This is a genomic window from Phytohabitans sp. LJ34 (genome assembly GCF_052068095.1).
In the GTDB taxonomy this organism is placed as follows: domain Bacteria; phylum Actinomycetota; class Actinomycetes; order Mycobacteriales; family Micromonosporaceae; genus Phytohabitans.
Window position 1 is genome coordinate 1 of record NZ_JBQHDG010000018.1, and the last position, 12,553, is coordinate 12,553.

General features: G+C 69.6%; 12 protein-coding genes. 3 read left to right on the forward strand and 9 right to left on the reverse strand.

Translation table 11 applies throughout. From position 1 onward, the window contains the following. Nucleotides 1-524 precede the first annotated feature (524 nt). Nucleotides 525-722, forward strand: a complete 198-nt coding sequence (locus ACTMTJ_RS28950; protein WP_441221449.1) for a hypothetical protein — start codon at nt 525-527, stop codon at nt 720-722. Nucleotides 723-747: 25 nt separating this feature from the next. On the opposite strand, the gene ACTMTJ_RS28955 is transcribed toward ACTMTJ_RS28950, so the two are convergent. Together ACTMTJ_RS28955 and ACTMTJ_RS28960 are read right to left on the reverse strand one after the other, a co-directional pair. Next, nucleotides 748-1,542 carry a carbon-nitrogen hydrolase family protein gene (locus ACTMTJ_RS28955; protein WP_441221451.1) on the reverse strand — a complete coding sequence of 265 codons (795 nt, stop codon included), beginning with the start codon at nt 1,540-1,542 and terminating at the stop codon, nt 748-750. 9 nt (nt 1,543-1,551) lie between these two features. Further along, nucleotides 1,552-2,388 (reverse strand): EamA family transporter, encoded by an 837-nt coding sequence (locus ACTMTJ_RS28960; RefSeq protein WP_441221453.1) that lies wholly within the window; start codon nt 2,386-2,388, stop codon nt 1,552-1,554. A 41-nt stretch (nt 2,389-2,429) separates the two neighbouring features. Between ACTMTJ_RS28960 and ACTMTJ_RS28965 the strand changes: the two genes are divergently transcribed. Continuing rightward, nucleotides 2,430-3,023, forward strand: coding sequence for a helix-turn-helix domain-containing protein (locus ACTMTJ_RS28965; RefSeq protein ID WP_441221455.1), 594 nt, complete (start codon nt 2,430-2,432; stop codon nt 3,021-3,023). Here the strand turns inward: ACTMTJ_RS28965 and clpX are convergent. The 4 genes from clpX to tig all read right to left on the reverse strand — a co-directional run bounded on the left by clpX (nt 3,020) and on the right by tig (nt 7,312). Further along, complete coding sequence (gene clpX / locus ACTMTJ_RS28970; RefSeq protein WP_441221457.1) at nt 3,020-4,315, reverse strand: ATP-dependent Clp protease ATP-binding subunit ClpX; 1,296 nt, start codon at nt 4,313-4,315, stop codon at nt 3,020-3,022. The genes ACTMTJ_RS28965 and clpX overlap by 4 nt on opposite strands. Nucleotides 4,316-4,527: 212 nt before the next feature. Further along, nucleotides 4,528-5,190 (reverse strand): ATP-dependent Clp protease proteolytic subunit, encoded by a 663-nt coding sequence (locus ACTMTJ_RS28975; RefSeq protein ID WP_441221459.1) that lies wholly within the window; start codon nt 5,188-5,190, stop codon nt 4,528-4,530. 10 nt (nt 5,191-5,200) lie between these two features. Continuing rightward, on the reverse strand, nt 5,201-5,845 hold the full coding sequence (locus ACTMTJ_RS28980) for an ATP-dependent Clp protease proteolytic subunit (RefSeq protein WP_441221461.1): 645 nt from the start codon (nt 5,843-5,845) through the stop codon (nt 5,201-5,203). Between the two features lie 111 nt (nt 5,846-5,956). Continuing rightward, nucleotides 5,957-7,312 (reverse strand): trigger factor, encoded by a 1,356-nt coding sequence (tig, locus tag ACTMTJ_RS28985; protein WP_441221463.1) that lies wholly within the window; start codon nt 7,310-7,312, stop codon nt 5,957-5,959. Nucleotides 7,313-7,524: 212 nt separating this feature from the next. Between tig and ACTMTJ_RS28990 the strand changes: the two genes are divergently transcribed. Further along, complete coding sequence (locus tag ACTMTJ_RS28990; RefSeq protein ID WP_441221464.1) at nt 7,525-9,066, forward strand: amidohydrolase family protein; 1,542 nt, start codon at nt 7,525-7,527, stop codon at nt 9,064-9,066. A 354-nt stretch (nt 9,067-9,420) separates the two neighbouring features. Here ACTMTJ_RS28990 and ACTMTJ_RS28995 read toward each other — a convergent pair whose 3' ends face one another. The 3 genes from ACTMTJ_RS28995 to ACTMTJ_RS29005 all read right to left on the reverse strand — a co-directional run bounded on the left by ACTMTJ_RS28995 (nt 9,421) and on the right by ACTMTJ_RS29005 (nt 12,478). After that, nucleotides 9,421-10,308, reverse strand: coding sequence for a helix-turn-helix transcriptional regulator (locus ACTMTJ_RS28995; RefSeq protein ID WP_441221466.1), 888 nt, complete (start codon nt 10,306-10,308; stop codon nt 9,421-9,423). A 35-nt stretch (nt 10,309-10,343) separates the two neighbouring features. Continuing rightward, a complete protein-coding gene (locus ACTMTJ_RS29000; protein ID WP_441221468.1) occupies nt 10,344-11,048 on the reverse strand; it encodes a hypothetical protein in 705 nt (234 codons plus the stop codon). 728 nt (nt 11,049-11,776) lie between these two features. Then, nucleotides 11,777-12,478, reverse strand: coding sequence for a hypothetical protein (locus tag ACTMTJ_RS29005; protein WP_441221470.1), 702 nt, complete (start codon nt 12,476-12,478; stop codon nt 11,777-11,779). Nucleotides 12,479-12,553 lie beyond the last annotated feature (75 nt).

Here is a 12,553-nt window from a genome sequence, read left to right on the forward strand (position 1 = left end):
GGGAAAAATAAACCAAACTTGGCACTGGCTTATACAAACACCCTGTTGAGTTCTCAAAGAACAAACACACACCGCGATCCGAAACCCCCGTCTCGGGGGCCCCGCTCTCGGGGCAACTTGCCTAACTTACCTGGTCGACTTCGCGGTGTCAAGCCGGATCTTTGGCCCAACTTCGCATCGCCCAATTGGTCCCCGCGCCACGGCACACCGGTCGCCCGGTGAGTTGGTCTTGCGAGGGAAGCTTGCAGACCGGCCGATCGGTGCTTGGCACCACATCCGCCCGGCTCCTGCCGGCTTGTCTACCTTACCCGGTCGGCTTCGCAATCTCAAATCCGGCTGCCCGGTCGATCGCACCGCCCGCGCCCTGGTTTCGGCCGTTATGTCCGTCCCCTGTGGGCAGAGAGAAAGTTACGCGGGCGATCCGCAGAACGCAAATCGGTTATCGTCACTGTCTCGACGCGCCCGAGCGCCAGGAGCCGCGCCGTGGTCCGCGATCACCCGCCGAGCGTGGAAGAGTTGGGCTCATGGTCCTCGCCGAAGACGCGCTGCTCGGCCTGCTCCTGCCCTTCTGGCAGATCGTCATCGGTGCCGTCGTGCTCGTCGCGATCGTGGGCTCGGTGCACCGCCTCATCATGCGCGGACCATCCCGCATGACCACGATGATGCTGATCAGCGGCGGCGTCGTGGTCGGCCTCACAGTCATCGGCGTTCTCTGGAGCTGACTCGCCGCCACCGCCGCACCGCCCCTCAGAGCCGCCGATTTGCCAGGCTGGGCAGCTCCTCACGGATCGTGGCCAGCCGGGACAGGTCGATATCCGCGACGGTGACGCCAACCGTGTCCGGCGCCTGGGCGACCACCGTGCCCCACGGGTCGACGACCATGCTCCGGCCGAAGCACGTGCGCCCCGGCTCGTGGTCGCCGATCTGCCCAGCCGCCAGCACGTAACACTGGTTTTCGATCGCCCGCGCCCGCAGCAGGACCTCCCAGTGGTCGCGCCCGGTGTGCATCATGAACGCGGCCGGCACCACCAGCACCTGCGCGCCGGCCATGGCCAAGCGCCGGTAGAGCTCGGGAAAGCGCAGGTCGTAGCAGATGGACAGGCCGACCTGCACGCCCTCGACGTCGACGACCACCGTCTCCGCGCCAGGGGCCACGGTGCGGGACTCCTGGTAGGACACCCGGCCGGGGATCTCCACGTCGTACAGGTGGATCTTGCGGTAGCTGGCGGCCAGCTCACCGCCGCGGTCGAACACGAGCGAGGTGTTGTACGTCCGCTCGGCGTCCGGGCCTGTCTCGTGGAACGACCCCGCCAGCACCCACATCCCCAACGAACGCGCCGCGGCCGAGAAGTGTGCCGCGAACTCGCCGTCGATCCCTTCCGGCTTGGGCGCGCCGGCGCCGGGGCCGAGGTAGTCGACGTACTCGGGGAGGATCGCCAGGTCGGCGCCGCTCGCGGCGGCCTTCTCCAGCAGCTCGCCGGCGGCGGCGAGGTTGGCGGCACGGTCTTCGCGGGCGTTGAGTTGGCACACGGCGACGCGCATGCCGCCAGGCTACGTGGTCGCGAGCACGAGCGCCGTGGCCGCGAGCCCGAGACCCGCGATCTGCACCGGCCGCAGCCGCTCGCGGTCGACGGCGAGCGCGAGCAGCACCGTGCTCGCCGGGTAGAGCGCGGCGATCGCGGCGACGATGCTCAGGTGCCCGCGGACGGCCGCGGCGAGGTAGAACGCGTTCGCGATGATCTCCAGCGTGCCGGCCACCGCCGCCCAGCCCAGCACCGGACGGGAGAGACGCGCGGCCGTGCGGGTACCCAGGAGGATCGCGGCGCCGACCCCGACGGAGGTGAGCCGTCCGGCGGCGAGTGGCCACATCCCCGCCTCTTCGGTTGATTGGCCGAGCAGCGCGAAGAAGAGCCCGAAGAACACGCCGGCGACCAGCGACGTCGCGATCAGCCGCGGCGACACCGGGGCGCGGCCGGCCTGCGGCGGCGTCAGGCTGACCAGCCCGATGGCGACGACCGCGAGTCCGGCGCCGCCGAGGGCCAGCATCCCCGGCGCGCTGTCGGTGAACAGCCCGACACCGATCGGCACGATCGCCGCGGTGACGGCCGCGAGCGGGGCGACCACCGCCATCGCGCCGCCGGCGAGCGCACGGTAGAGCAGCACGATCCCGACGAAGCCGGCCAGGCCGCTGCTCGCGCCCCATGCCAGGTCAGCCGCGGTCGGGGTGCCGGGCAGCAGGATCACGCAGAGCGCGACCGTGGGCAGGCACAGCGCCTGCGAGATCACGGCGACCGCGAGTGGGTGGGCACGCTGCGACGCCCGTCCGCCGGAGTAGTCGGCGGTGCCCCAGATCAGGGCGGACAGCGCGGCGAGCACAATGGGAGTCACCGTGCAGTCGTATCACAATAATGACCGTGAAGGACACTCCATTGACCGAGACTGTGGCCGCGCTCACCGCGGCGGTGGCGGGGCACGTCCGCGCGCTGCGCACCGCGCGCGGCTGGTCCCTCGACGAGCTCGCCGGCCGGTCCGGGGTCAGCAAGGGCATGGTGGTGCAGATCGAGGGCGCGCGTACGAACCCCAGCGTGGGGACGCTGGTGCGGATCGCCGACGCGTTCGGCGTGACGATCGCGCGGCTGCTGGAGCCGGCCGAGGAGCGCACGGTGCGCGTCTCCGACGCCGAGACCGCGCCCCGGCTGTGGCAGGGGCAAGAGGGCAGCTTCGGCCGCCTGCTGCGCGGCATGAACGACCCGAGCTTCGTCGAGCTCTGGGAGTGGCGCTTCGCCCCGGGCGACCGCCACACCTCCGAAAACCACATGCCCGGCACCCGCGAGGTGCTCCACGTGCTGAGCGGCACGCTCACGCTCACGGTGGACGGGGTGGACCACACGGTCGAGCCGGGGCAGACGATCGACTTTCTGGCCGACCGCGCCCACACCTACCGCAATGACGGCAGCGACGAGACCCGGCTGATGATGGTCGCGATCGTGCCCAACACCGAGTGGGACCGCAGGACCGGCTAGGCGGTCTTTTCCTCGCGGTGCTCGCGACGGCGGCGCCCGGTGAACTCGCGCGGGACGATCGTCGGGTACACGTTTTCCATGACCACCTCGCGGGTGATCAGGACGCGGGCGGCGTCGGGGTTGCTGGGCACCTCGTACATCACGGAGAGGAGGACCTCCTCCATGATGGCGCGCAGGCCACGGGCGCCGGTGCCGCGGAGCATCGCCTGGTCGGCGATCGCCTCGAGCGCGGCGATGTCGAACTCGAGCTCCACGCCGTCGAGCTCGAAGAGGCGCTGGTACTGCTTCACGTAGGCATTGCGCGGCTCGGTCAGGATCTTGATGAGCGCCTGACGGTCGAGGTTTCGCACCGTGGTGATCACGGGGAGCCGGCCGATGAACTCCGGAATCAGCCCGAACTTGAGCATGTCTTCCGGCATGACCTGGCTGAAGATGTCGTCGGTCGAGCGGTCGGAGACGGCCCGCAGGTGGGCGCCGAAGCCGAGGCCGCCCTTGCCGACGCGCGACTCGATGATCCGGTCGAGGCCGGCGAACGCGCCACCGCAGATGAACAGGACGTTGGTCGTGTCGATCTGGATGAACTCCTGGTGGGGGTGCTTGCGCCCGCCCTGCGGCGGCACGTTGGCGACCGTGCCCTCCAGGATCTTCAGCAACGCCTGCTGCACACCCTCGCCCGAGACGTCGCGCGTGATCGAAGGATTTTCGCTCTTCCTTGCGATCTTGTCGACCTCGTCGATGTAGATGATGCCGGTCTCGGCGCGCTTGATGTCGTAGTCGGCCGCCTGGATGAGCTTGAGCAGGATGTTTTCGACATCCTCGCCGACGTAGCCGGCCTCGGTCAGCGCGGTCGCGTCGGCGATGGCGAACGGCACGTTGAGCATGCGGGCGAGCGTCTGCGCCAGGTGGGTCTTGCCGCAGCCCGTGGGGCCGATGAGCAGGATGTTGGACTTGGCCAACTCGACCGCTTCACCACTGGACCCGGGCGCGCCGGCCGCCTCTGCCTGGATGCGCTTGTAGTGGTTGTAGACCGCCACGGCGAGCGCCTTCTTGGCCTGGTCTTGACCCACCACGTACTGGTCGAGGAACTGGCAGATCTCCATGGGCTTGGGAAGCTCTTCCCACTTGACCTCGCCCGACTCGGCCAGCTCTTCCTCGATGATCTCGTTGCACAGGTCGATGCACTCGTCGCAGATGTAGACCCCCGGCCCCGCGATGAGCTTTTTGACCTGCTTCTGCGATTTTCCGCAGAACGAACACTTTAGTAGGTCGCCGCCGTCGCCGATCCGTGCCACCTACGTTCTCCCTGCGCTCATCGGCCGGAAAGCCGGCCCTGGCCTGAGGACTGTCCTGCCTCGTGGATCCTCGATCGCGCCCCGGGAGGGCCGGGGCATGCGCTGTGCACCTCGACGTTACCCGCTGCTTGGGCGTATTCCGACCCCCAAAATGGGTGTGTCAGGGGCTAGCCAGTTTAGGAGCACCGGCACACCCCTGACTCCCGCGTGGGTCAGCTGGCGCTCGCCGCGGCGACGAGGCCCTTCTTACGGCTGGCCAGGACGGTGTCCACCAGGCCGTACTCCTTGGCCTCCTCGGCCGTCATGATCTTGTCGCGGTCGATGTCCTTGCGGACCTTCTCGACCGGCTGCCGTGAGTGCACCGCCAGCAGGTCTTCCAGCTGGGTGCGCATCCGCATGATCTCCCGGGCCTGGATCTCGATGTCCGAGCCCTGCCCGTAGCCGCCCTCGGTGGCCGGCTGGTGGATGATGATCCGCGAGTGCGGCAGCGCCATCCGCTTGCCCGGCGTGCCGGCCGCCAGCAGCACCGCGGCCGCGCTGGCCGCCTGCCCGAGGCACACCGTCACGATGTCGGGACGCACGTACTGCATCGTGTCGTAGATCGCCGTCATCGCCGTGAACGAGCCACCGGGCGAGTTGATGTACATCGTGATGTCACGGTCGGGGTCGGTGCCCTCGAGCGTCAGCAGCTGCGCCATCACGTCGTTGGCCGAGGCGTCGTCTACCTGCACCCCGAGGAAGATGATCCGGTCCTCGAACATCTTGTTGTACGGGTTGGACTCCTTCACCCCGTACGACGTGCGCTCGACGAACGACGGAATGATGTACCGGTTGTGGACCTCGCGAAGGCCCGCCGGGATCTGTAGTTCAGTCATGGTGTCTTCCTCAGCTCAGCGTGCCGGCGCCGGACGGGACCTGGGTCGCCCCGGTGATCACGTGGTCGATGAACCCGTAGTCCTTGGCCTCCTGAGCCGTGAACCAGCGGTCACGGTCGGAGTCGGCCTCGATCTGCGCCTGGGTCTGCCCGGTGTGGAACGCGACGCGCTCCTGGAACATCCGCTTCGTGTACAGCATCTGCTCCGCCTGGATGGCGATGTCGGAGGCGGTGCCCCCCATGCCACCGGACGGCTGGTGCATCATGATCCGCGCGTGTGGGAGCGCGAACCGCTTGCCCGAGGTGCCGGCGCACAGCAGCAGCTGGCCCATCGACGCGGCCATGCCCATCGCGATCGTCTGCACGTCGTTGTCGATGAACTGCATGGTGTCGTAGATCGCCATGCCGGAGTACACCGAGCCACCGGGCGAGTTGATGTACAGGTAGATGTCGCGGGACGGGTCTTCCGCCGCGAGCAGCAGCAGCTGCGCGCAGATGCGGTTGGCCACGTTGTCGGTCACCTCACTGCCCAGGAAGACGATGCGCTCCTTGAGCAGGCGGTTGTAGACCGTGTCGTCGAGGTTGCCACTGAGCGCGTCGCCGCCGCGGGCCTCGATCGCCCGCGTGGGCATCACAGGAAAATGCTGATCGGTCATGGCAAGCCCTTCGCAATTGTCTCCGTACGACCGACCTTATCCACTGCCGGGAGCCACGACCGCCACGTTCGCTCTCAGCGCACGGGCGCGCCGCCGCGGCCGTACCAGATGTCAGTGGTCGTGGTCGTGATCGTGCTCGTCGGCGCTCCCGCCGCGGAGGTCGTCCATGTTCAGCTCGTTGCCGGCCGCGTCTGTGATCTTGACCCGCTCCATGACCAGCGCGAGCGCCTTGCCCCGGCGGACGTCGCCGAAGATCGCGCCGGCGGTGCCGGACCGGACGAGCTGGTCGTAGTACTGCTGCGGCTGCACGCCGGCCCGCTGCGCCCGGTGCATGATCTCGTGGCCGAACTCGTCGTCGGAGACCTGCACGTCCTCGGCGTCGGCGAGCGTGTCGAGCAGCAGCTGGATCTTGACGCCCTCGGTGGCCGCCTCGGTCAGCTCGGCGTCGATCTGCTCCTCGGTCTTCTCCTCCGCGGACAGGTACTCGTCGAGGGAGGCGCCGATCCGCTCCAGCTGGTCGGTCATCGCCTGCTTGCGGTGATCGACCTCCTCGCGCACGACACCCTCGGGGGCCGGCACGTCGGCGACCTTGACCAGCTCGGCGAGCGCCTTGTCGCGGGCCGCGTAGAGCTGCTCGACCTTCTTGACCCGGGTGACCCGCTCGCGCAGGTCGTTACGGAGCTCGTCGAGCGTGTCGAACTCGCTGGCCAGCTGGGCGAACTCGTCGTCGAGCTCGGGCAGCTGCTTTTCCTTGACCGTGCGGACCGTCACCGAGACGTCCGCGTCGCGGCCGGCGAAGTCGCCGCCCACGAGCTGGGTCACGAACGTGTTCGACTCGCCGGCCGACATGCCCACCAGCACCTCGTCGAGGCCGGGGAGGAGCTGCTTGCTGCCCACCTCGTGGGAGATGTTGGTGGCGGAGCCACCCGGCACCTCCTCGCCGTCGACGGTCGCGGCGAGGTCGATCTGGACGTAGTCGCCCTCCTGGGCCGGCCGCTCGACCGTCTTGAGCGTGGCGAAGCGCTCGCGCAGCCCGCTGACCTGGTCGTCGATCTCATTGTCGGCGATCTGGAGCTCGTCGACGCTGATCTCGATCGTGGAGAGGTCGGGGAGGGTGATCTCCGGCCGCACGTCGATCTCGGCGGTGAAGACCAGCGGCTGGCCGTCTTCCACCTCGGGGAAGTTTTCCAGCTCCGGACGGCCGAGCATCTTCACGTCGTGCTCGCGCACGGCGGCCAGGATCTGGGCCGGAATGGCCTCCTGGATGGCCTCGTTGATCACCGCGGCGCGGCCGACCCGCTGGTCGATCACCGCCGCCGGCACCTTGCCGCGCCGGAAGCCGGGGATCTGGACCTGGGAGGCGATCTCCCGGTACGCCTTCTTGAGGCTCGGCTCGAGCTCGACGAACGGCACCTCGATGGCGAGCCGCACCCGGGTCGGGCTCAGGGTCTCGACGGTGCTCTTCACAGGCGTACTCCTCGATGGATCTTTCAGGCTTGAGTGCCGGGCGGCGTCACGCGGACGCGATAGCGGCTCGGTCGAGTGTAGAGCGGCCACGCGGGTGACCCACCCCGAGGTAGGGGTTTCCCCACCCGACCTGGGCTCCCAGCCCTACTGACCCGCGGCCGCGCCGCCGCGAGGGTTGTCGATGACGGACGACGACAACTTGGGGAGTGATCATGGCAAGCGCGATTTCCCGGCGTTCGGTGCTGGCTGGAGCGGCGGCGGGTGCGGCGGGAGCGGCCGTAGGTATGCGGCGCGCGGAGGCGGCGAACGCCACCCCGACGGGCATCACGGCGGTGACGGGGGTCACCGTGATCGACGCGGCCGGCGGGGCCGGCGGGGCGCGACGCCACCAGAACGTGCTGGTGCGCGGCGGCCACATCCTGGACGCCGGCGACGCCCACCGCGTGCCCGTGCCGCACGGCGCGCGGGTGGTCGACGGCCGCGGGAAGTTCCTCATCCCGGGCCTGGCGGACATGCACACGCACGCGACCGAGATCGACCCGACCGACCCCGAGATGTACGTGGTGAACGGCGTCACGACCACCCGCCAGATGTCGGCCAGCGACGCGGTGCGTGGCTGGCGGCGGGAGATCGAGGCCGGCACCCGCCTCGGCCCGCGCTGGGCGGTCGGCAGCGCGATCGTCGACGGCGCGCCCTCGCTCTGGGAGGGCCTCGGCGTGTCATATATAGCGGTGGCGGACGCCGCCCAGGGACGCGCCGCCGTACGCCAGCAAGCGGAGGCCGGCGCGGACTTCGTCAAGACCTACACCCGCCTGTCCCGCGAGTCGTTTCACGCGATCGCCGCCGAGGCGCGCCGGGTGGGCATCCCGTTCCTCGGACACGTGCCCGACTTCGTGCAGATCACCGAGGCCAGCGACGCCGGCCTGCACAGCATCGAGCACCTCTTCGAGTTCTGGTACGACACCTCCCGCGACGAGCAGCGGCTGCGCCGCGAGATCGCCCGCATCCGGGTCGACGGCGGCGACTACGCGGGGTGGTTCACCAAGCTCCACCCCATCGAGTACGCGGCCGCCCGCGGCTACGACCGGGGAAAGGCGGCCCGCGTCTTCGAGCGGCTGGCCCGAAACGGCACCCACGTCACGCCCACGCTCACGGTGCACTGGACCTGCGACACACCTGAGGACGTGCCGCACGACGACCCACGCTTCCGGTACGCCAGCGCGGACACCCTCGGCTACTGGCAGTGGGCCACCGAGAACATCTACCTCAAGGGCCGCACGCCACGGGAGAGCGCCGAGCGCCGCGAGCTCTTCACCCGCCGCCTGCGCCTGGCCGGCGAGCTGGCCCGCGCGGGAGTGCCGCTGATGACCGGCACCGACCTGGGCACCGCCTACCTGCTGCCCGGCTTCAGCCTGCACGACGAGCTGCGCCTTCTGGTGCTCGCCGGCCTCACACCCGCGCAGGCACTGCGCGCGGCCACCCTCGAGCCGGCCCGGAGCCTCGGCCGCCGCGACCAGGGCACGGTCGAGCGCGGCAAGGTGGCGGACCTGGTGCTGCTCGACGCCGACCCCCTCCGCGACATCACCAACACCACCCGCATCGACAGCGTCTTCGTGCGCGGCCACCTCATCGATCCGGCGGCCCGGCGGCGGATGCTCGCCGACATCGAGGCCGCCGTCCAGCGCAAGGCCCCGACGGGCGTGGTGCCCGCGGCCGCCGGCTGCGCCTGCCACGCCGCACCGACCCGCGTTTAGGGAGCCCGTCGGATCAGGGGCATGCTCGTCGCGAGCTTTCAAAGGCATATTTGCCCGCGTTCGCGTCAGCTGTGGACCGTATGCTCCCGCGGGCACCGCTCCGGTCGGCGGCGAGCTGGCGCTCGCCGAAATCCCCGACCTCCACTGCCGGGTCCGCGAGACAAGCCCTTCCCGCGTCGGTAACGAGGTGTAATCAGGCGGAGGGGGATGGGTTTGGTCTTGCGGCGCGGGCGTGGCAGCGGAGGTCGGGGATTTCGGCTCGCTCCGCGAGCCGCCGGCCGCCGCGGTCTCCGGCGGGAGCGGCGGTCCGCCGCTGACGCGGACCCGGGACATATCTCCAAAAACGGTACGCACTCACACCAGATCGGCGGGTTGGACGCCGACAATCCGCTTCAGGTTGAACCAGCGCTCGTCTTCGCGGAGCCGGCACCACGCTAGTAAATATCCACCGGTGAGTTGGAGGCTGTCGATCGTGCGGCTGCTGGGGTTGCCGTCCCGGTTGACGTAGCTAATCGTCACCGGTTGGCGGTGGTCGATCGCGTGGGCCAGCATCCGCGCTTCGCTCGTGCCGAGACGGGTGGCGGAACGCCGTACCGCATCGAGCGACGGTGTAATCGGTGTCAGCGTCTCGTCGGGCGCGGCGAGCAGCTTCCGCGCAAGGCTGGCAGCGTCGGCGCGGGTGGCTGTCCGACGCGGCGCGGCCGTCCGGGGCCTTGCTGGGCTGTTGGCGCGTACGGCGCGGGAAGGACTGGCGGATGCACGGTGGTCGACCGCCCGCTCCAGGATCGGTGCACCGTCCTCGCCTTCGGCGACCGGGGCGTAGCCCGCGCCGCGGAGCGCGGCAAGGACATCGTGCAGCGGGACGGCGGCGGCGAGCACGGTCGGGGCGAGCTGACGCAGCCCGACGCCACGAGTTTCGGGTTCGGCCGCCAGATCGAGCAAGGCGCTCAACGCGGCCTCAGGGCTGCCCGCGACGACGGCGGTGAGATCCGCCTGAAGTCGGACCTCGTGCTGGGTGGAGCCCACGTCGCCGAGTACCACGGTCAGGTCGTCCGCACCGCCGAGCAGTGCCCGGGCGGCTGGAGTGACCGCGCCCGCGCCGGTCAGGCCGAGCAGGGCGGCTTCCTGCCAGCATGCGACGGCCCGTGCCGGTGCGGTCGCGGGATCGCCGAACGCGAGTGGCTGCCGCCAGATGACCAGATCAGCCAGCGCCCGGGGGTCGTCGATGGTGGTGGCCTCCACCTCCGACGCGGCCGCGATGACGGCCGCACGGAGCTCTACGGTGCCGGCGTCGACGTCGCCGGGCGTGACCGCACCGGCCGCAGCCGTCGGCACGCGATCAGCAGTGTGGACAGTTGGCTCGCCGGCTCGCGCTCCCGCCATCCGTCGTAGCCTGCCGTCGGCGCCACCTGCTCGTCCGCGTGCGATAGCAGACCGGCCTGCGCGGCGATCGATACCGCGAGCCGTATGTCCGGCTCGGGATAACCGAGCGTTTTCGCCGTCCGCTTCAGCTCGCGCGGGCCGATGCCACCGCTTCGAAGCGTCGGCACAGGCCTCTTACCGGCAGCCTCCAGAAGGTCGGCGACCAGACGCACCGTCCCGGCGCCAGCGGCAGCCGCCGCGCGCGCCGTCGCCACCGGGTCGGCCGCCGACCGCTCGACGGATGGCGGCACGGACTCGAACGGCGCCGCGTACCCAGGTCCACGTAGCGCCAAGGCCACCTCGGCCGGCATGGTCAGCCCGCCGTCCCACCCGGAGCCGCGCATCAGCAGGCCGCGTTCGATCGCCCATGCCTGGGGCCTTTGTGACCGGCCGCCGTAGTAGCTGTAGAGCCTGGGATCCGGCTCGACCTCGCCGCCGGCCGCGGCCTTCGCCAGCAGGTCACGTACGTCATCAGGAGCGCCGGCGACCACGGCTCGCACCTGCTCCGGGTCACGGAGCCGGTCGAGCACCTGATCGAGTATCTCGGCCTTGCGGCCCACCGGTCTGACACCAGATGGCGGGCCATGGCGCGAAGGTCTTCGGCGGTCCGGCGGTGGCAGCGCCAACGCCTCCGGCCGCCGCCGGAGCAGCTCGGCCAACCCGTCCTCGCCCAGGCGCCTCAACCAAGCCGCAGAGACCACGCGACCTCCGTCCGTTCTGGCACGGACGCACCCTACCGGCCGGTTGCGGCCGGCGACGGTCGATCAGGCTGTCGAGCTACTTGGACACTGGAGCGGGCGACGGGAATCGAACCCGCACCGTCAGTTTGGAAGCCTTTGTCGCGGCATCATTGTTCGTCTATTTCGCCTGGCTGATGCCTGGGTTGTGATGCCCGCTCGTGCCCTCCGGTGACCTCTGTGGACACGGGCTTCTGGCACGTGGATGGCACGCCGGATCTTGCGCGGATTGCCGCTGCCACAACGGATTACCGCTCCGGGCCGTAGGTCCGGGGCGGCTTGCCGTGGCGGCGGCTTTGCCGCGCGCAGCGCTGGCGGTGGTGGGCGGGATCTCCTCGGTCGGGCAGGCTCGCCCCTGCCCGAGGTTCTCCGGCCGGGTCAAGGCTCGCCGAAGGCGACCGCGAAGCGGCTTGGCCTTGGCGCGGCCGGAGGTTCTCGGGCAGCCGTCCCCGTGCCCGACCGAGGAGATCCCGCCGGGTGACCGACCTCCCCCGATCTCCAAGGAAGGGCCGGGGTCCGGGGCGGAGCCCCGGCGAGATTCTCTTGTGACGCTAGCCAGGGGTCGGCTGGAGCTCCTCGGCCACCACGTTGATTACCCGCTGAGCGAAGTTGAGCCCACCGTGGCAGAGATTGCGCGACGCCGTGATCCTCCGCTCACGGCGATGGCGATCACCTTGTCTCTCAGGAAAGACAAGGTCTAGCTCGTGTGCAACCTGATTCCGGGCTTCAAAGAGATCCTGCAGGGTACGCGCCTCGCGATACAACGCGGCGCGCTCACCAAGACCGAGCGCACTGAGTGTGTCGTGAACCTGCTGCACTGACTGGAGGCTGGATCCCGTCAGGTGCCTGACGTAGGACTCGACGATTGCTTGCCGAGGATTTGGGGTTATGAGTATGTCAGCGAGGCGCTTGACGGCATCGCCTTGAGACCCACCGAGGTTCGTCGCAACGAAGTCACGGAATTTCGACGTTGCCTTGTCAGACCGGTCGACTTGGAGCGGCACGACACTCCGGACCAACTCCTTGAGCGTGGCGTCCAGGCCAGCACCGGTGAACACGATGGCGGATCTGAAGATGTCTTGCTCGATGTGGGTAAGACGCCCACGCGCCGCGTCGCGTTGAGCACGCACGACAGGGTAGTGATCCTCAAACAGCGCGGCTACGGAGTCGAAGGCGCTGGCCAAGAAGCGTTGAGCGCGTTCTGTAGGGCCGCCGGTCGTCAGCACCGGTTCCAGCCCCGGAAACCTTGTCACGTCCAGAGGCTAGTGTGCCTGCCGAAGTTCGCGTCGTACTGGCGTTGCGGCGCGCCGCGGGCGGCCGAGGACGGG